Origin of the sequence: Paractinoplanes bogorensis, from assembly GCF_018829635.1 — a bacterium.
In the GTDB taxonomy this organism is placed as follows: domain Bacteria; phylum Actinomycetota; class Actinomycetes; order Mycobacteriales; family Micromonosporaceae; genus Actinoplanes; species Actinoplanes bogorensis.
In genome coordinates this window covers 542,727-559,319 of the sequence record NZ_JAHKKG010000001.1, presented here as the reverse complement: position 1 = coordinate 559,319, position 16,593 = coordinate 542,727, and the positions used below count along the sequence as shown (strand labels likewise).

The 16,593-nt window shown below is 70.4% G+C and carries 22 protein-coding genes; 12 read left to right on the top strand and 10 right to left on the bottom strand.

All coding sequences use genetic code 11. The features are described 5' to 3' along the window. Positions 1-6: 6 nt before the first annotated feature. Positions 7-189, top strand: coding sequence for a hypothetical protein (locus tag KOI35_RS02715; RefSeq protein WP_215784367.1), 183 nt, complete (start codon positions 7-9; stop codon positions 187-189). On the opposite strand, the gene KOI35_RS02710 is transcribed toward KOI35_RS02715, so the two are convergent. Further along, positions 186-1,289 (bottom strand): MBL fold metallo-hydrolase, encoded by a 1,104-nt coding sequence (locus KOI35_RS02710; protein WP_215784366.1) that lies wholly within the window; start codon positions 1,287-1,289, stop codon positions 186-188. The two genes, KOI35_RS02715 and KOI35_RS02710, sit on opposite strands and share 4 nt — an antisense overlap. A gap of 67 nt (positions 1,290-1,356) precedes the next feature. Between KOI35_RS02710 and KOI35_RS02705 the strand changes: the two genes are divergently transcribed. Beyond that, a complete protein-coding gene (locus KOI35_RS02705; protein ID WP_215784365.1) occupies positions 1,357-1,935 on the top strand; it encodes an LURP-one-related family protein in 579 nt (192 codons plus the stop codon). Positions 1,936-1,945: 10 nt separating this feature from the next. Further along, on the top strand, positions 1,946-3,391 hold the full coding sequence (locus tag KOI35_RS02700; RefSeq protein ID WP_215784364.1) for a deoxyguanosinetriphosphate triphosphohydrolase family protein: 1,446 nt from the start codon (positions 1,946-1,948) through the stop codon (positions 3,389-3,391). A gap of 281 nt (positions 3,392-3,672) precedes the next feature. On the opposite strand, the gene KOI35_RS02695 is transcribed toward KOI35_RS02700, so the two are convergent. Next, positions 3,673-4,206 carry a hypothetical protein gene (locus KOI35_RS02695; protein ID WP_215784363.1) on the bottom strand — a complete coding sequence of 178 codons (534 nt, stop codon included), beginning with the start codon at positions 4,204-4,206 and terminating at the stop codon, positions 3,673-3,675. A gap of 94 nt (positions 4,207-4,300) precedes the next feature. Further along, entirely contained in the window at positions 4,301-4,774 is a 474-nt protein-coding gene (locus KOI35_RS02690) for a hypothetical protein (RefSeq protein WP_215784362.1), read from the bottom strand. A gap of 64 nt (positions 4,775-4,838) precedes the next feature. Between KOI35_RS02690 and msrB the strand changes: the two genes are divergently transcribed. Continuing rightward, entirely contained in the window at positions 4,839-5,249 is a 411-nt protein-coding gene (gene msrB / locus KOI35_RS02685; protein WP_215784361.1) for a peptide-methionine (R)-S-oxide reductase MsrB, read from the top strand. A 759-nt stretch (positions 5,250-6,008) separates the two neighbouring features. On the opposite strand, the gene KOI35_RS02680 is transcribed toward msrB, so the two are convergent. Continuing rightward, a complete protein-coding gene (locus KOI35_RS02680; protein WP_215784360.1) occupies positions 6,009-6,470 on the bottom strand; it encodes a hypothetical protein in 462 nt (153 codons plus the stop codon). A 78-nt stretch (positions 6,471-6,548) separates the two neighbouring features. On the opposite strand from KOI35_RS02680, the gene KOI35_RS02675 reads away from it, so the two are divergent. Together KOI35_RS02675 and ligD are read left to right on the top strand one after the other, a co-directional pair. Continuing rightward, positions 6,549-6,743, top strand: a complete 195-nt coding sequence (locus KOI35_RS02675; protein ID WP_215784359.1) for a hypothetical protein — start codon at positions 6,549-6,551, stop codon at positions 6,741-6,743. A gap of 180 nt (positions 6,744-6,923) precedes the next feature. Continuing rightward, a complete protein-coding gene (gene ligD / locus KOI35_RS02670; RefSeq protein WP_215784358.1) occupies positions 6,924-7,967 on the top strand; it encodes a non-homologous end-joining DNA ligase in 1,044 nt (347 codons plus the stop codon). Here ligD and KOI35_RS02665 read toward each other — a convergent pair. After that, positions 7,933-8,478 carry a CGNR zinc finger domain-containing protein gene (locus KOI35_RS02665; RefSeq protein ID WP_215784357.1) on the bottom strand — a complete coding sequence of 182 codons (546 nt, stop codon included), beginning with the start codon at positions 8,476-8,478 and terminating at the stop codon, positions 7,933-7,935. The two genes, ligD and KOI35_RS02665, sit on opposite strands and share 35 nt — an antisense overlap. A 118-nt stretch (positions 8,479-8,596) precedes the next feature. On the opposite strand from KOI35_RS02665, the gene KOI35_RS02660 reads away from it, so the two are divergent. Both KOI35_RS02660 and KOI35_RS02655 read left to right on the top strand, forming a co-directional pair. Continuing rightward, positions 8,597-9,406 carry an alpha/beta fold hydrolase gene (locus tag KOI35_RS02660; RefSeq protein WP_215784356.1) on the top strand — a complete coding sequence of 270 codons (810 nt, stop codon included), beginning with the start codon at positions 8,597-8,599 and terminating at the stop codon, positions 9,404-9,406. An 8-nt stretch (positions 9,407-9,414) separates the two neighbouring features. Continuing rightward, positions 9,415-9,825: a tautomerase family protein gene (locus tag KOI35_RS02655; protein ID WP_215784355.1), complete on the top strand. Its 411-nt coding sequence runs from the start codon at positions 9,415-9,417 to the stop codon at positions 9,823-9,825. Here the strand turns inward: KOI35_RS02655 and KOI35_RS02650 are convergent. Then, on the bottom strand, positions 9,822-10,280 hold the full coding sequence (locus KOI35_RS02650) for a GNAT family N-acetyltransferase (protein WP_215784354.1): 459 nt from the start codon (positions 10,278-10,280) through the stop codon (positions 9,822-9,824). The genes KOI35_RS02655 and KOI35_RS02650 overlap by 4 nt on opposite strands. A 32-nt stretch (positions 10,281-10,312) precedes the next feature. Between KOI35_RS02650 and KOI35_RS02645 the strand changes: the two genes are divergently transcribed. Beyond that, a complete protein-coding gene (locus KOI35_RS02645) occupies positions 10,313-10,780 on the top strand; it encodes a potassium channel family protein (protein ID WP_246612371.1) in 468 nt (155 codons plus the stop codon). Here the strand turns inward: KOI35_RS02645 and KOI35_RS02640 are convergent. From KOI35_RS02640 to KOI35_RS02630, 3 genes are all read right to left on the bottom strand, one after another. Further along, the gene (locus KOI35_RS02640) at positions 10,731-12,299 is read right to left on the bottom strand and encodes an alpha/beta hydrolase (protein WP_215784353.1); all 1,569 of its coding nucleotides are present in this window, start codon (positions 12,297-12,299) and stop codon (positions 10,731-10,733) included. The genes KOI35_RS02645 and KOI35_RS02640 overlap by 50 nt on opposite strands. Before the next feature lie 74 nt (positions 12,300-12,373). Further along, positions 12,374-13,441, bottom strand: coding sequence for an ATP-dependent DNA ligase (locus KOI35_RS02635; RefSeq protein ID WP_215784352.1), 1,068 nt, complete (start codon positions 13,439-13,441; stop codon positions 12,374-12,376). Between the two features lie 18 nt (positions 13,442-13,459). After that, positions 13,460-14,236 carry a GNAT family N-acetyltransferase gene (locus KOI35_RS02630; protein ID WP_215784351.1) on the bottom strand — a complete coding sequence of 259 codons (777 nt, stop codon included), beginning with the start codon at positions 14,234-14,236 and terminating at the stop codon, positions 13,460-13,462. A gap of 89 nt (positions 14,237-14,325) precedes the next feature. On the opposite strand from KOI35_RS02630, the gene abmR reads away from it, so the two are divergent. The 3 genes from abmR to KOI35_RS02615 are packed head-to-tail and all read left to right on the top strand — an operon-like array spanning position 14,326 to position 15,979. Further along, entirely contained in the window at positions 14,326-14,877 is a 552-nt protein-coding gene (gene abmR / locus KOI35_RS02625) for an ATP-binding transcription factor AbmR (RefSeq protein WP_215784350.1), read from the top strand. A 2-nt stretch (positions 14,878-14,879) separates the two neighbouring features. After that, positions 14,880-15,602: a HipA family kinase gene (locus tag KOI35_RS02620; protein WP_215784349.1), complete on the top strand. Its 723-nt coding sequence runs from the start codon at positions 14,880-14,882 to the stop codon at positions 15,600-15,602. Further along, entirely contained in the window at positions 15,599-15,979 is a 381-nt protein-coding gene (locus KOI35_RS02615) for a DUF3037 domain-containing protein (RefSeq protein WP_215784348.1), read from the top strand. Before KOI35_RS02620 ends, KOI35_RS02615 begins: the two co-directional genes overlap by 4 nt. Here KOI35_RS02615 and KOI35_RS02610 read toward each other — a convergent pair. Then, entirely contained in the window at positions 15,948-16,562 is a 615-nt protein-coding gene (locus tag KOI35_RS02610; protein ID WP_246612370.1) for a maleylpyruvate isomerase family mycothiol-dependent enzyme, read from the bottom strand. The two genes, KOI35_RS02615 and KOI35_RS02610, sit on opposite strands and share 32 nt — an antisense overlap. Positions 16,563-16,593 lie beyond the last annotated feature (31 nt).

Below are 16,593 nucleotides of genomic sequence, written 5' to 3'. Positions count from 1 at the left end.
TTCGCCATGACGTCCCGCCCGAGTCTTGCCGTACGCGTCGCCGGCCGAGAACAAACCCGCTCGCGGCGGCCCCGGCGCCCGGGCCGCCTGACCCGTCCCCAGGCCTGGGTCCCGACCGCCCTCGTGATGACGGCGTACGCCATCACGCTGGCCGCCCTGTTCGTCGCCGCCTACGTGTTAGCCGCCTAGGCGATCTGCTGCCACCAGCCGTCCACCGCGGGCGGGTTGTCGACGTCGACCCGCTCGCCCGGGCGCGGCACGGCCAGGCGTACGCCGCGGGCCTTGGCCTCACGCCACGTGCGGTCGACCGGCTCGGCCCAGTCGTGCAGGGCCAGGTTGAACGTCCCCCAGTGCACCGGGATCATCACCCCGGCCTGGACGTCGACGTGGGTGGCCACGCCGTCCTCGGGGAACATGTGGATGTCGGGCCAGTTCTCGCTGTACGCCCCGATCTGCACCAGCGACACGTCGAAGGGCCCGTGCTCCCGGCCGATCTCGGCGAACCCGGGGAAATATCCGGTGTCGCCCGAGTAGAAGACCTTGCGGCTGGGGCCTTTGATCACCCAGCTGGTCCAGAGCGTGCCGTCGCGGCCGAGCCCGCGCCCGCTGAAGTGCCGGGCCGCGGTGGCCACGAACTCGAGCCCGCCCACCCGGTGCTTGTCGTTCCAGTCCATCTCGACGATGCGGGTGGCCGGCACGCCCCAGCGCTCGAGGTGCGCGCCCACGCCCAGCGGCACCAGGAACGGCGCCGCCTGCAGGTCGACCAGGTTTTGGATCGTCTCCATGTCGAGGTGGTCGTAGTGGTCGTGCGAGATCAGCACGGCGTCGAGCGGCGGCAGATCGCGCAGCGCGACCGGCGGCTCGTGCAGGCGGCGCGGGCCGGAGAGCCGGGACGGTGAGCAGCGCTCGCTCCACACCGGGTCGAGCAGCACACGCCGGCCCTCGATCTCGACCATCGCCGAGGAGTGGCCGTACCAGGTGACGTGCAGACCGTCGGCGGTGGCGCCCGGGTCGGGAGTGACCAGTGGGATCGGCAGGCGCGGGTGGCGGCGCTCCCGGTCGCGCAGCGTGGCGGCGAAGACCTTCGGCATCGAGGTGGCGGTCAGCATCGTGGCCGGTACGGAGTTGTGGAACTTCCCGTCCGCGTACTGCGGCGAGTCGAGCATGCGGGCCAGCCGCTCGCCCTTGGCCTTGGCCCCCATCTGGCGCGGGATGTCACGCGCGACCCACGCCACCGCCGCCCCCAGGGCCAGCGCAATCAAAGATCCCTTACGTCCTCGCTTCGCCATTCGCCCAGTCTGACGGGCCGAGTGACCGTCCCGCCACCGGAAGCCGTTTGTGACACACTGCTCGACCGTGACTGTCGACACTCTTCAAACTCAGCAGCAGCTGGTCATCCGTCAGCGCATCCGGCTGATGGTGAACCAATACGAGATCCACGCCGCCGCTCCGGACGGCAGTGAGGCCGGTCTGCTCGCCTTCGCGCAGCAGAAGCGGATGGCGTTCAAGGAACAGGTCACCCTGTACTCCGACGACACCAAGTCGGTGCCGGTGTTCGGCTTCAAGGCCCGCCAGCGCATCGACCTGGGCGCCACCTACGACGTGACCGACGCCCACGGCGCCCCGATCGGCCTGTTCCGCAAGAACTTCAAGCAGTCGCTGCTCCGCTCGACCTGGCACCTCGAGCAGCCCGGCTACGGCGAGATGATCGGCCGCGAGACCAACACGGTGGTCGCGATCGTGCGCCGGTTCGTCGAGGCGCTGTCCTGGCTGCCCTACCACTTCGACTTCGTGCTGGGCGACCGCCCGGTGTTCTCGGTGGTGAAGAAGTGGGGCCTGCGCGACCGCTACATCGTGACGATCCACGACCCGCGGCTCGACCGTCGCCTGGTCGCGGCCATGTCCGTCGCCTTGGACGCCCTGCAGTCCCGGTAACGTACGGGGGATGGACGATCCCCGGGCTCAGCGCCTCTTCGGCAACCGGCTGGTCGCCCCCGGCGACCTCGCCGCCAGCCCGTTCCGCGTCGACCGCGACCGGATCGTCGCGTCGCCGTTCTTCGCCCGGCTGGCCGGCGTCACCCAGGTGATCAGCCCTGGGGGCGCCGGCCTGCTGGTGCACAACCGGATGACCCACAGCCTCAAGGTCGCCCAGGTGGCCCGCGCGATCGCCGAGCGCGTCGACCCCGATCTGGCCGACAAGCTGGGTGGCTGCGACCCCGACGTGGTCGAGGCGGCCGCCCTGGCCCACGACCTCGGCCACCCGCCCTTCGGCCACCTGGGCGAGCGGGTGCTCGACCGGGTCGCCCGGCAGCGGCTGCGGCTGCGCGACGGCTTCGAGGGCAACGCGCAGTCCTACCGCATCGTCACCAGCACCGAGATCCGCGGCCAGCGGACCATCGGGCTCAACCTGACCAACGCGGTGCGGGCGGCGATCCTGAAATATCCGTGGACCCGGCGTGGGCCCGTACGGCTGATGAAACCGCCTCCGCGCGGCGCGGCCCCGCCCCCGGACGACCCGGACGGCGGTTCGGTGAAGTTCGGCGCCTACTCGACCGAGTCGGCCGACATGCACGCGGCGCGGGCGCCGTTCGCCGGGCGGGTCGCCGAGTGGCAGCAGACCGTCGAGGCCAGTGTCATGGACACGGCGGACGACATCGCATACGCCATCCACGACCTGGAGGACGTGCACCGGGTCGGCATCCTGCAGCAGGGCGCGGTCGCCACCGAGCTGATGGCCTGGCAGCGCTGGGGCCCGGCCACCGAGCTGACCCGGGCGGGCGGCGCGATCGAGTCGCTGCGTCGTCAGCTGCACCGCAAGGACGGCTGGATCGCCGACGACGAGGCCTTCGCGGCCGCCGTCGAGCTGGTGCGGGCCGAACTGGTCGACGGCCTGCTGGCCCGGCCGTTCGACGGTTCGGTCGAGGCCGAGGCGCAGGTGGCGGCGTTCTCGGCCACCTGGACCAGACGCCTGGTCGACTCGATCGAGGCGATCGCCGACCCGGCCGTGCGATCCGGGCATGTGCAACTCGCCACAGCCCAGTGGCACGAGGTGCAGATCCTCAAGTTCGTGCAGAACCGGTTCGTGCTGGCCCGCCCCGACCTGGCCCTGCACCAGCGCGGTCAGGGCCGGTTGGTCGCCTCGCTGGTCGACGCGCTGATGGCCTGGCTGACCGACCCCGACGAGGAGGAGCGCATCCCGAGCCGCCTGCGGGACCTGGTCGAGCTGGCCGAGGCCGAGCTGCCCGACGGCACGCCCGAGCGTCTGGACCGGGCCCGCGGCCGCGCCGTGATCGACTTCGTGGCCGGCCTGACCGACAACCAGGCGGTGGGGCTCATGCAGGCGCTGTCCGGCAAGTCGCGCCAGCTCTGGACGGACGCGTTCGTTCTCTGACCCGCAAATCAAGATCAAGATCCGGATGTCCCGGCGGGGTGGGGCGTACAGACCGTCGCCCCCGCGGGGACCCGCACGATCCGAGCTGGCCGCTGGCGCGTCCAGAACGCTCGGAGCGCCCGGGCGACGTGCGTGAGCGGTTGCGCCCAAACCCAAAACCCCAGAAGCCAACTGCGGCGCCCAGCCGGGACATCAAGCTCTTGATCTTGATGGTGAGCGCGGCTTCGGGAACGACGAAAGCCGCCCGGATTGCGGGCGGCTTTCGTCAGACAGCGTTTACGTCAGGCGTTACGCCGGCGACGCGTGTACCAGACCGATGCGGCACCCGCGGCGACCAGCAGGGCGCCGAACGAGATGACCGTGCCCATCGGAGCGCCGGTCACGGGCAGGGCACCGCCCGCGCTGACGCCGCCACCGGGGGTCGTGGTGGCCGGGGCCACGCCCGGGCTGCTGGTGGTCGGGCTGACACCCGGCGGCACCGTGTCGACGCTGGCCGTCGGCGTCGGGCCGTAGCCGGGCTGACCCCGGGTCGGGGTGTCGGTGTCCGGCGTGTCGGTGTCCGGCGAACCGCCCGCGGTAGCGGTCGGCGTGGCCGCCGTGGTCGGCGCCGTGGTGGCGCCCGGCGTTCCGTACCCACCCTGCCCGCGGGTCGGCGCCTCGTCGGTGGCGTCCGGGGTGCCGTAGCCGGTGGCGGCGACGACGGGCATCGCCCCTTCTCCGGTGGCGGCCAGGGCCGGGGAGACACCCAGCGAGAGAGCTGCGGCGAGGCCGACGGCGGGCAGGCCGACGGCGACGATCCGGCGAATTGAGCTCATGAGGAGTTATCCATTCCTGTTCCGGTGTTTCCAGGTCCGTGGGGAGCTTAGCGGCAAATGCCCGATTTACCCGTTAAGCACCCTCGGCGGGTCATCATCCCGGAAGACCACCGAAACGGTGACTACGCACATGAGCGGACAAAGCGAACATTTTGCCCTCAAAGCGTGGGTCGGCGGCGAAGAAGCCCCCGCTGTACGGGGCCTGGAGCTGCACACTCGCCCCCGAGTCGAGGTAGACCGACACCACGGTCCGGGCGCCCCGGCGCTCGGCTCGCAGGTCGACGACCTGGTGCCACGGCGTGAAGACCGAGCGGGTCCGGATCCCGCGCGAGCTGATCTGCGTGCCGGTGACCCGGCCCACGAGCATGCCGACCAGCGCCCCACCCAGCGACGGGACCAGGATCAACGCCGCCCACACGTGCCCCGGTGGCGGCTCGACGAAGCCGGTCAGCAACAGCATGGACGTGATGAGCAACACCCCCACCACGGTCAGCGAGCCGAGGTAGAGACCGCGCCCGAGGGCCTGATGCCAGGTGGGCCTGAAGGTGGCCGGCGATGCATCTTCCATGCCCGGGTTCAACGGTCGAGCCGAGCCGGCTGGGCGCACCGCGAGTGCGTCGTACCTTTAATACATGGCAACAAACGAATCCACGCTTCCCACCACCGAGGAGGAGTGGCGCGTGCGCCTCTCCCCCGACGAGTTCCGGGTGCTGCGCCAGGCCGGCACCGAGCCCGCCTGGTCCGGCGAATACGTCGACACCAAGACTCAGGGCATGTACGAGTGCCGCGCCTGCGGTGCCGCCCTCTACCCCAGCGACTACAAGTTCGACTCGCACTGCGGCTGGCCCAGCTTCGACGACGCCATCCCCGGCGCCGTCAAGGAGATCGACGACTACAGCCACGGCATGGTCCGCACCGAGATCCGTTGCGCCAACTGCGACTCCCACCTGGGCCACGTCTTCAAGGGCGAGCACATGACGGCCAAGAACACGCGCCACTGCGTCAACAGCCTGTCCATCAAGCTCGACCCGAAGCAGTCCTGACCCACGCCGGGGCCGACCGACTCCCAGTCAGCCGATCGGCCCTGTCGCCCCGCACGCATCTTCCGACATCTGGTCCATGCGTGCGGACGAGAAGGGCGCTCCGGCCGAGCTTCCGCCGGCACCGCCCCAGAACCATCTCCCTACGCAGCCGCCGTAGACCCTCCGCCACATCAAGCCGGCTCGGACAAACGCGCCCGTCGGTGTCGCCCGGCGCATGCTGCCCGGCTGCCCGAGCGGCGATCGGGCGCCCCGATCCCGCATCCGCCACGAACCCCGGCCCCGGCCCCGGCCCCGGCCCCGGCGAGCGTTCATCCGGCACCGTCGGCGGCGGCCACCGGCTCATCCGGGGCGTGCGAGTGCCCTACCACCCCAACCGCCCGGAGCGGGCCTCGGTCAGTAGCTCTCACGTGCGCCGTCCAGTGCCGCGGTCGAGTTACGAGGTGGATCATCGCCGCGGGTCTGAGCCGCTTACCGGATGACCGTCGAGGCCATCCGCGTCGCTCCGACTGACGCAGCGCCGGCTTGGGCCGCGCCCTCGGTTGCCGGAACTGACGCTCGGGCGATTCAGCGAGCAACCGCGGGCACTGCCTGAACAGCGACGAGTCCTCCGTGTTCCGGCGATATCAGCTTCCCGGACGTGACCCTGGCCGTCGCCCGGCCCGGGGATGCACCCTCACGAGCTGTCGCCGCCGTCCGGCCGGGTGGCCGGGTGGCCGCCGAAGCGGAACAGAACCAGCTCGCTCGACCGGACTAAACCGGTCAGGTCTCGGTGAGTGGCCGCAACACCCCGTCGTACTGATCGGCGTCGAACGTGAACGGGCCCAGGTCGGCCACCCCGCGGATCTGGCGGCCGACGTCGGTCCAGTGGACCCGGTTGCCGTCTCGGGTGAGGCGGGCCGAGAGGACGCCGCAGCCACCGATCGCGCAGCTGGGACACATGAACAGCGCGACATGATCGGCCGGGTCGTCGTCGGCGAGGTCGGACGGGCCCCCGCCGAGCAGGGCGCGGGCGTGGGTGACGACGAGCGGGTAGCCGATCCACAGTGGGGAGCGCAACGAGAACGTGGGCAGCTGCGTGAACACCCGGTCGAGCAGTGAGGTGCCGTCGATGACAAGGTCGAGCGTGCGCAGCGTCGGGCGCGGCCGGTCTTCGGGCCACCGGGCGGCACCCCGCGGTGAGAGCAGGTCGTGCGTGCGCGGCGCCAGAGTCAGCTCGTTCACCCGCGCAGTCTGACACTTCGGGGTGCACCGCGAGCGGTTCGGCGAACGGGCGGCCGGCGACGGGCCTAGCCTCGGCGGATGGACTACCAGGTATCGGTAAAATGCGAACAACTCGCCGAGTGGTACATGCGCATGAAGGGACTGGCCGACGCCCATCACGGCCACGCCACGGCAACCCACCTGAAAGCCATCGCCGACGAGATCCACGCCCAGATCCCGTCGGAGTGGTGGGCCGCCCAGCCCGCTCCCTTGGACAACCGCGTCCGCGGCTAGTTGGCGCAACCACTCACGCACGCCGCCGTGACGCGCCTCGCGTTCTGGGCGCGCCAGCGCCCAGCGAGGCACGGCGCGGTCCCCGCGGGAGCGACGGTCCGTCACCCACCACCCGGCCGGGACATGAAGATCTTGATCGGCGGGAATCGCGAAGCGCGCCCACCCACTATCGTCGGACGCATGCCCAAGGCTCCCGCGGAAGAGATCGACGTCGCCGGTCACCAGGTGCGGCTGAGCAGCCCTGACAAGATCGTCTTTCCGCAGCACGGCTATACCAAGCGTGACGTTTTCGACTATTACCTGTCGGTTGGCGACGGGATCATGCGTGCGCTCAAGAACCGGCCGACGACGTTGCAGCGGTTTCCGGACGGGATCGAGGGTGAGGCTTTCTATCAGAAGCGCATCCCCACGCGCGGTGTGCCCGACTGGATTCAGACGGCGCAGATCAAGTTCCCGAGCAACCGTACGGCCGTCGAGCTGTGCCCGGCCGACCTTGCGCACGTGGCCTGGGCGGCCCAGATGGGCACCGTGGTCTTTCATCCGTGGCCGGTTCGCGGCGATGCCCCGGACAACCCGGATGAGCTGCGCATCGACCTCGATCCGCAGCCGGGCAACACGTTCGCCGACGTGGTCAGCACGGCCGGCGTGCTGCGCGAGGTGCTCGACGATCTGGGCTGGGCCGGCTTCCCCAAGACGTCGGGTGGCCGGGGCGCGCACATCTACATGCGGATCGCGCCGCAGTGGTCGTTCGTCGAGGTACGCCGGGCCGCGATCGCGCTGGCCCGTGAGGCCGAGCGCCGCCGCCCCGATCTGATCACCACCGCCTGGTGGAAGGAGGAGCGCGGGCAGCGGGTGTTCCTCGACTTCAACCAGATGGCCCGCGACCGCACGATCACCTGCGCCTATTCGCTGCGGGCGAACGGCCGGGCCACCGCCTCGGCCCCGGTGACCTGGGACGAGTTGCCCGACGTGGAGCCGGACGACTTCGATCTGCGGACGTTGCCGCGCCGGTTCGCCGAGATCGGGGACCCGCACGCGGCGATCGACGACGTCGCCCACGACCTGACGCCGCTGCTCGAGTGGGTCGAGCGCGACGAGAAGAACGGCCAGGGCGACATGCCCTATCCGCCCGACCACCCCAAGATGCCGGGCGAGCCGCCGCGGGTGCAGCCGAGCCGCAAGAACGCCGCTAACTGGAGCGACGACGGCGTTCGCGAGACGTGATCAGGTTGACGTAGTTGCCGCAGCGCTCGTCGTGCCAGCGGGCGCTGCGGTTGCGTGACCCGTCGTAGAAGGCCAGGTCGCACGGCGGGAACTGGCACAACTTGAAGCGCGGCCACTCGCCCCGGGCCTGCGCGAGCAGCACTTCGGCCAGCACGGCGCCGCGGATCCGGGCTGAGGGCCGGCCCTTTCCCCCGTACGCGACCAGCCCGTCCCCACCGACCTCCACCGTGATCTCCTCGGCCACCGGGACCGGTCGCCCGTGCAGGGTTTCGCGCAGGGCGTCCCGCAGTTCGCGCAGGGCCGCGATGTCGACCGGAGTGACCGCCGCGCGGGGAACGCCGAGCCGGTCGAGCATGCCGTCGGCCCACTCCTGTGCCGTGCCGGCGTCGTCGAGCAGGTCGGCCGTGCGCTGGGTGATCCCGCGCGCGCACGTGTTGAGCAGTTCCTGCACCAGCTCGAGCCCTCCGGGGGCAGCGACGACGCCATAGCGTGCGTTCGCGCTGATCGGCATTCATTCAGCGTAGGCGCAGGGTTCGTCTCTTTTTTGCTCCTGTCAAGTCTTGTCTTCTTGCTCAACTAACGGCCAATATGACAGGGTCATTTGTCGAACAGTCCTGTCAGGGGAAGACATGCCGTACGCGCACGAGATCTACTTCGAGGACCACGGGTCGGGGCGGCCGATCGTGCTGATCCACGGCTTCCCGCAGGACGGCACCTCGTGGGAGAAGCAGGTCGGCCCGCTGCTCGACGCCGGCCACCGGGTGATCACCTACGACCGGCGCGGGTTCGGACGGTCGGGGCGGCCGGCCACCGGATACGACTACGACACGTTCGCGGCCGACCTCGACGCGCTGATGACGCAGCTCGATCTGACCGACGCGGTGCTGGTCGGCTTCTCGATGGGCACCGGCGACGTGGCGCGCTACCTGTCCCGCTACGGCTCGGCCCGGGTCACCCGCGCGGTGATGATCGCGACGCTCGGCCCGCAGTTCGCCTGGAGCGAGGACGACCCGATCGGCTTCCCGCCCGAGGTGTTCGCCGGGATCGCCGAGCAGATCCGCACCGACCGGTTCGCCTATCTCGAGCGCTACTTCCAGACCCACTTCGTGACCGCGACCAACCTGGGCGTACGGATCAGCGAGCAGGCGCTGCGGGCCAACTTCGCCAACGCGGCGACGGCGAGCGCGCTGGCCACCCTGCACTGCGTCGACGCCTGGCAGGAGGACTTCCGCTCCGACCTACCCAAGATCGACGTCCCGCTGCTGGTGCTGCACGGCACGGCCGACCAGAACATCCCGATCGACTTCGGCGCCCGCCGCATCCGCCAGTTCGTGCCGAGCGCCGAGATCATCGAGGTCGAGGACGGCCCGCACGGCATCGCCTGGACCCACCCCGAGATCGTCAACCCGGCGCTGCTCGCCTTCATCGCGGCGGCCTGACCATGCCGATGATCGACATTTACGCACCGGCCGGCACGTTCGCCGACCCGGCCCGGCTGGCGACGGACGCCGCCACCATCGTCAAGGACGTCGAAAAGGTGCCCGACATCGCGATGTTCCGCGAGAACACGGCCGCCTTCATCCACGACGCAGTGCTGGCCGACGTCAACGGAGACCCTTCCCACGTACGCGTCCAAGTGCTGACAAACGCAGGCGCCCTGGATCGCGACAAGCAGCTCGAAGTGGTCCGCCGCCTGACCGACCTGGTGGTGTCAGCGTCGGGGAACGAGGCACTGGCCCGGCGCACGTGGGTGCTGCTGACCGAGGCCACTCCGGGCGGCTGGGGTTTGTGGGGCCACGCCCACACGAACGAGGAACTGGTGGCGGCCGCCCGCAAAGAGCTGACGGGAGGCCACTAGCGGAGCTGCAGCTTCATGCCCTCGTGGGAGGCTACGAAGCCCAACCCCTCGTAGAAGCGGTGCGCTGACCCCCGGCGTTTGTCGGTGGTCAGCTGGGCCAGGTGGCAACCCCGGGCCCGCCCCTGGTCGAGGGCGAACTCCATGAACGCACGCCCCAGGCCGGCACCCCGGCGGTCGGAGCGGACGCGGACGGCCTCGATGGTCATGCGGCGGGCGCCGAAGCGGCTCAGGCCCGGGATGAAGGTCAGCTGGCAGGTCGCGACGATGTCGCCGTTGTCGTCGGCTACCAGCAGTTCGTTGTTCGGGTCGCCGTCGATCTCGTCGAAGGCGGCCCACACCGCGGCGTCGACCGCCTCGGGCACGGACCCGTAACCCCGCGAACGGCTGATGTCGTCGTCGGCCAAGAGGTGCAGAACGGCGGGTACATCGGCTCGAGTCGCTGTCCGAAACTTCATCCCGGCAGTGTCACACACCCCGGGATGGCACCATGTCGGCCATGCATGTGCTGCTCACGCCGCTGAAGCGGATCTACCGGGCGATCGTCTGGCTGGCCAACTCGCCCGCCACGCTGATCCTGGCGTACGCCATCCTGATCGTCGTCTGCGGCGTGCTCTACCACTTCTTCGAGGATGAGCAGTCCATCGGCGACTCGATCTGGTGGGCCGTCGTCACCGCGTCGACGGTCGGCTACGGCGACATCTCACCGTCGTCGTGGGAGGCGCGGCTGCTCGCGGGCATCCTCATCTCGCTCATGGTGCTGGTGGTGATCCCGCTGATCACCGCGCACTTCGCCAGCAAGCTGATCGTCGACTCGGACGCCTTCCATCACGAGGAGCAGGAGGAGCTGAAGAACAACCTGCGCCGGGTCCGGGCCCTGATGGAGGCCCTCGCCGAGCGGGAGGGCATCACTTTGCCGGACAGCGCAGGCCCTCCTGCGGCACCTTCAGATCGATGAGGTACGAGTCGACCGCGTTCGCGATGCAGGGCGTGTTCGGGTAGGCCGTGTGACCCTCACCCTCCCAGGTCAGCACGTGCCCGACGCCGAGCATCGAGGCGAGATCGGCGGTGTTCTCGTACGGCGTGGCCGGGTCACCCGTCGTGCCGACCACCACGATCGGCGGGGCACCGGTCGCCGCGCCCGCCGGGTAGGGGTCGCGCTCGCCCGTCCACACCGCGCAGGGCAGCATGCCGACCGCGAGCGCCGCCCCGAACAGCGGGTATTTGGTGCGCCACTCCCCCTGCATCCGGCGCACCTCGTCGACGGTCGGCGCGTCGTCGGTGTCGGCGCAGTTCACGGCCAGGTTGGCGTCGAACAGGTTGCTGTACGTCCCGTCGGGCTTGCGTTCGGCGTACGCGTCGGCCAGCGCGAAGATCCCCTTGGGGTTGCCCGTCTTGAGCTGCGCGATCGCGGCGGCCAGCTTGGCCCAGCCCGACTCGGTGTACAGCGATGAGATGACGCCGACGAAGATCCAGCCGCTGGTCGCCTTGCGCCCGTCGGTGCCGGCGATCGGGTTGGTCTCGGCCGCCTTCATCGCGTCGGTGACCGCCTTGCGCGCGTCGGGCGCGATCGGGCACTTGTCGGGCGTGGCCTTGCACCAGTTGGTGAAGTTGGTGAACGCCCGCTCGAAGCCCTTGGCCTGGGTCTCGGAGCCCTCGACGAAGTTCTGCTTGGGGTCGACCGCGCCGTCGAGCACCAGGGCCCGCACCTTTTTCGGGAACAGCTGGGCGTAGGTGGCGCCGAGCAGTGTCCCGTACGAGAAACCGAGGTAGGTCATCGTGTCGTCGCCGACCGCCTCGCGCAGCTTGTCCATGTCGCGGGCGGCCTGCTCGGTCGAGAACAGGGGCAGCTGGTCGCCGTATTTCGCGGCGCAGTCGGCGGCGATCTTCTTGTTCAGCGTGACCAGCTTGTCGAACTCGGCCAGACTGGCCGGGTCGGGCGGGGCCGAGAAGCTCTGGTCCTGGTCGGCCGGGCTGATGCACTTGACCGGGTCGGACTGGCCGACGCCGCGCGGGTCGAAGCCGATGATGTCGAACTTGTTGGTGACCTCGGTCGGCAGCCCGCCGAAGGCCTCGCCGAACGACAGGTAGACCGAGGTGTCGATGCCGGAGCCGCCGGGGCCGCCCGGGTTGATCAGCAGCGAGCCGATGCGGCCCTGCTGCTTCGACGACCGGATGCGGATCATGGCGATCGAGTAGGTCTCGCCGTTGCCGGCGTTGTTCCAGTCGCGGGGGACGCTGACATCGGCGCAGTCGTAGGTCATGCCGGGCGCGCCCTGGCCGACCAGCTTTTCCGGCACGTCGGGGCAGGGCCGCCAGTCGGCGGTGCCGCTCGTGCTCGGGGCGGCCGACGACGAAGAGGACGGTGCGCGTGTCTCGCCCGACCCGTTCGGCGCGAACGAGGGCACCGTGCAGCCTGCGGAAACGGCCACGACCGCGGCTAGGACGGCGACGACCAGACGGGAACGGCGCGGCACGATGCTGACCTTTCGACGGCGGGTTGCTGCCACGAGGCTATCCGGTCGGTCTGACAACGGAATGCAGGCGACGCTCAGCGGCCCGTCAGCACCTCGGCCAGATCGAACTGCACGGGCCGTTCCAGCTGCTCGTACGTGCACGTGTGCGGATCCCGGTCGGGGCGCCACCGCTCGAACTGGGCGGTGTGCCGGAACCGGATGCCCTCCATGTAGTCGTAGCGCACCTCGACCACCCGCTCGGGCCGCAGCGGCGTGAACGACAGGTCTTTGCCGTTGTTCCAGCGGCTGACCTCGTTCTTGCGCGGGGTGCGCTCGCCGTCCATGTGGGCGGCCCAGTTCCACGGGTGGCCCTCGAACTCGGTGACCAGCGGCTGCAGCTCCTCGAAGAGCTCTTCGCGCACCTTGATCGGGAAGGAGCCGATCACCCCGACGCTGACCAGCACGTCGCGCTCGTCGTAGAGGCCGAGCAGCAGCGAGCCGATCCGGTTGTCGGCCGATTTGTGCACCCGGTAGCCGGCCACCACGCAGTCGGCCGTGCGCTTGTGCTTGATCTTTGTCATCACCCGTTTGTCGGGCTGGTAGGTCAGGTCGCGCTGCTTGGCGATCAGCCCGTCGAGCCCGGCGCCCTCGAACTCGGCGAACCAGCGGGCCGCGGTCTCGTGGTCCTCGGTGGCCGGGGTGACGTATACCGGTGGCTTGGCGTCGCGCAGGACCTCTTCGAGACGACCACGCCGTACGGCGAAAGGCTCCTCGGTCAGGTCTTCGTCACCGATGGCCAGCAGATCGAACGCGACGAAACTGGCCGGCGTCTGCTCGCTGAGCAGCTTGACCCGGCTCGCGGCCGGGTGAATGCGCTGCTGGAGGGCCTCGAAGTCGAGCGTGTTGCGCTCGGTGTCGGCCACGATGATCTCGCCGTCGATCACCACCCGCTCGGGGAAGTTGGCCAGCACGGCCTCGACGACCTCGGGGAAGTAGCGGGTCATCGGCTTCTCGTTGCGGCTGCCGATCTCGACCTCGGCCCCGTCCCGAAAGATGATCGACCGGAAGCCGTCCCATTTCGGCTCGTAGACCTGGCCGGGCGGGATCTCGGCGACGGGTTTGGCGAGCATCGGCTTGACCGGCGGATTGATCGGCAACTCCATGCCGCCCAGTGTGCCCGCTCAGGCCGCCGGAGGGCGTACCCAATCGCGGTTCTCGGCCACGACGGTAAATCCGGCCGATCGGTAGGCGGCGACGGCGGCCGCGTTCTCTGAACGGGGCACGACGGCAACTGCCGACGCGCCACGCTCGATCAGGGCCGCGCACGCGCCCAGCACGGCGTCCCGGCCGTAGCCCTGGCCGCGGTGGTCCTCATGGGTGCCGACCGGTTCCAGCAGCCCGCACCGGCCGGGCCCGGCGAACCAGCCGGTGGCCGCGGCCGCGGGCTCGCCCGAGGGCGTCCGCACCAGGAAGTCGAGGGCCGTGTCACCGGCGGGCGACCGCTTCATCGTGTGCCATTTGTCGGCGGTGAAGGTCGAATTCTTGAAGGCCGAGCGCTGCACCAGCACCCGATCCTCGACATCGGCGTCCCCGACCGGCCGGGCCCGGGTGGTGACCGGCCGCGGGCTCCACGACATGGCCAGCCAGGCCTCGGTCGGATGCGGCACCCGGCCCGGGACGGGAAAGCCGTCGACCGCACCCTCGGTGAGCCCAGCGCCCAGGTCAGCACCGGGCGCGACGGTCACACGCAGCACTTCGCCGTCGGAGAAGCCGACCGCCACCGGTTTGTCGCCGTCCGTCCAGAGCAGCACCGTGGCCTCGGCGAATCGCAGGTGCCACCCGATGTCACCGGGATGGACGCCGCCGCCCGGGACGTCGGCCGGGGTCCACTCCGTCAGCGCCTTCAGGGCCGGTCCGGATTCGGCGGCGCGCAACTCATGCCGTACGAGGGCAGTCATGCGCGCACGCTAGCCAGCCGACGGCAGTGGCAGCATCCGAATTAACGGTGTAATCATGTAATCACCGTTGCACGAGGGGGAAAGAAATCATGCGATTCCGCACCGCACCGCCCGGACGAGTCGAGCCACCGAACGCCGAGGACGCACCGGGCTGGGTCACCGGCGCCATCCCCGACGGATGGTTCAGCGAGCGCCCCGAGATCGTCATCGACCGTGACGAGATCATCATCTGGGGCCGGATCACCGAGCCCGAGCTGGGCGAGGGCAGCACCGAGGCCGATCGGGCCGCCGCCCAGGCCGGCCGGATCAACCAGTTCCGCGAGGACACCCGCGAGGCCCGGATGCGGGTCGCGCGTCAGGTCGAGCACCGCTACCAGCGCAAGGTCGCGTGGGGCGTGCGCTGCGGCGACACCAACGAGCTGTTCACCCATCTGGCCGCGCCGGTGATGACCCGGCTGCGCCAGCCCGAGCGCCAGATCCTCGACACCCTGGTCGACGCGGGCGTGGCCCGCTCGCGGTCCGAGGCGCTGGCCTGGTGCGTCAAGCTGGTCGGCCAGCACACCGACCAGTGGCTGAACGACCTGCGCGAGGCCATGACCAAGGTGGATCAGCTGCGTAAGCAGGGGCCCGATACCGTCTAGGGGTGCTACGTCAGGTCACCGCGATTCGTTACGTCACCCCGCTGCGTGAGGGCGGCTCCCTGCCCGGTGTCGTCGAGGCCGACGACCTCGGCACGTACGTGGTGAAATTCCGCGGCGCCGGGCAGGGCCCCCGCGCCCTGGTGGCCGAGGTGATCTCGGGCGAGATCGCCCGGGCCCTCGGGCTGCCGGTCCCCGAGCTGACCGAGGTCCACCTCGACCCGGTGGTGGCCCGGGCCGAGCCCGACGAAGAGGTCCAAGAGCTGATCAAGGCCAGCGCCGGGGTCAACCTGGGGATGGATTTCCTGCCCGGCGCCCTCGGGTACGACCCGGTCGTGCACCCGGTCGACGCGGGGCTGGCCTCCCGGGTCATCGCGTTCGACGCGTTCGTGGAAAACGTGGACCGCAGCTGGCGCAACCCCAACCTGCTGATCTGGCACGGCGGACTCTGGCTGATCGACCACGGAGCGACGCTGTACTTCCATCACAACTGGCCGCGCGCGGAAGCCGTCGTGCACCGTGCGTACAAGTGGGACGACCACGTTCTGAAGCCGTACGCGACCGAGCTCGCCACCGAGGGCCCGGCCCTGGCCGAGCGGATCACGCCCGAGCTGCTGGCGGCGGCGATCGCCCAGGTGCCCTCCGAGTGGCTCGACGAGGGCGACCGCGAGGCCTACCAGGCCCATCTCAGCGCCCGCGCCGAGCGCCCGGAGGCCTGGCTGCCGTGAGAATCCCCTACGAGTACGCCGTGATCCAGGCCGTGCCCCGCATCGAGCGCGGCGAGGTGGTCAACGTCGGTGTCGTCCTCTACTGCCAGCGCAAGGACTTCCTGTCGGCCCGCACCGACCTGCGCGAAGAACTGCTGCGCGCCCTCGACCCGCAGGTCGACGTGCCCGCCGTCAGCGCGGCGCTGACCTCGTGGGACGCGACCTGTTCCGGGGCCGGGGCGGCGGGCGACGTCAGCCTGGGCGAGCGTTTCCGCTGGCTGGTCGCCCCGCGCAGCACGATCCTGCGGGCCGGCCCGGTGCACATGGGTCTGGCCGCCGACCCCTCCGACGAGCTCGACCGCCTGGTCAAGCTGCTGGTGAGCACCGAGCCCGCATGATCTCGGCACCCGGGCCGGCGAGCTCGTCGCCGTAGGCCGCCCGGCCCGCCATCACCATGATCAGCGCCAGCGTCGGGCCGGTCACCAGCTCGCCGGTGCCGTGCGTGAACGGTCCGTCGGTCGCCTCGAGCCGCAGGCCGGCGCTGACCGTCTTGCTGGCCACGGTGAAGTCCCGGCGCACATAGAAGCGGGCGAGCCGCTCGAGGGCCTCGGCCGACGGCGTGCGGGGCAGCCCGAGCGGTCGCCGGATGTCCTGCCCGTGCACCACGATCTCGCCCAGCCACGCGTCGACCGGACCGCCCGGACCGGTGGCGTGCGCGGCCGCCGCCCGGTAGCGGGCCAGGGTCTCGGCCGGAGTGGCGCCCCGGAACTCGGCGACCCGGCGCCGGTTGTGCAGGTCGAAGTCGAACCGAGCGCCGATCACGCTGCGCAGCCAGCGCGGGAAGGAGAGGCTGGCAGCCGCGGTGAGGTGCGCGACCACCTCCTCGATGGTCCACTCACCGCACAGCGACTGCTTGGCCCACTGGCCGTCGTCGAGGCCGGCCAGATCGTCGGCCAGCGCGGCATACTCGGCACGAATCAAAGACCATTTCATTCCCGTACGTCTCCCAGCG

Excerpts from the sequence above, each read along its gene's own strand:
- KOI35_RS02715 (WP_215784367.1), top strand. The coding sequence starts at position 7 with ATGACGTCCCGCCCGAGTCTTGCCGTACGCGTCGCCGGCCGAGAACAA.
- KOI35_RS02710 (WP_215784366.1), bottom strand. The coding sequence starts at position 1,289 with ATGGCGAAGCGAGGACGTAAGGGATCTTTGATTGCGCTGGCCCTGGGG.
- KOI35_RS02700 (WP_215784364.1), top strand. The coding sequence starts at position 1,946 with ATGGACGATCCCCGGGCTCAGCGCCTCTTCGGCAACCGGCTGGTCGCC.
- KOI35_RS02695 (WP_215784363.1), bottom strand. The coding sequence starts at position 4,206 with ATGAGCTCAATTCGCCGGATCGTCGCCGTCGGCCTGCCCGCCGTCGGC.
- KOI35_RS02690 (WP_215784362.1), bottom strand. The coding sequence starts at position 4,774 with ATGGAAGATGCATCGCCGGCCACCTTCAGGCCCACCTGGCATCAGGCC.
- msrB (WP_215784361.1), top strand. The coding sequence starts at position 4,839 with ATGGCAACAAACGAATCCACGCTTCCCACCACCGAGGAGGAGTGGCGC.
- KOI35_RS02675 (WP_215784359.1), top strand. The coding sequence starts at position 6,549 with ATGGACTACCAGGTATCGGTAAAATGCGAACAACTCGCCGAGTGGTAC.
- ligD (WP_215784358.1), top strand. The coding sequence starts at position 6,924 with ATGCCCAAGGCTCCCGCGGAAGAGATCGACGTCGCCGGTCACCAGGTG.
- KOI35_RS02665 (WP_215784357.1), bottom strand. The coding sequence starts at position 8,478 with ATGCCGATCAGCGCGAACGCACGCTATGGCGTCGTCGCTGCCCCCGGA.
- KOI35_RS02660 (WP_215784356.1), top strand. The coding sequence starts at position 8,597 with ATGCCGTACGCGCACGAGATCTACTTCGAGGACCACGGGTCGGGGCGG.
- KOI35_RS02655 (WP_215784355.1), top strand. The coding sequence starts at position 9,415 with ATGATCGACATTTACGCACCGGCCGGCACGTTCGCCGACCCGGCCCGG.
- KOI35_RS02650 (WP_215784354.1), bottom strand. The coding sequence starts at position 10,280 with ATGAAGTTTCGGACAGCGACTCGAGCCGATGTACCCGCCGTTCTGCAC.
- KOI35_RS02645 (WP_246612371.1), top strand. The coding sequence starts at position 10,313 with ATGTCGGCCATGCATGTGCTGCTCACGCCGCTGAAGCGGATCTACCGG.
- KOI35_RS02635 (WP_215784352.1), bottom strand. The coding sequence starts at position 13,441 with ATGGAGTTGCCGATCAATCCGCCGGTCAAGCCGATGCTCGCCAAACCC.
- KOI35_RS02630 (WP_215784351.1), bottom strand. The coding sequence starts at position 14,236 with ATGACTGCCCTCGTACGGCATGAGTTGCGCGCCGCCGAATCCGGACCG.
- abmR (WP_215784350.1), top strand. The coding sequence starts at position 14,326 with ATGCGATTCCGCACCGCACCGCCCGGACGAGTCGAGCCACCGAACGCC.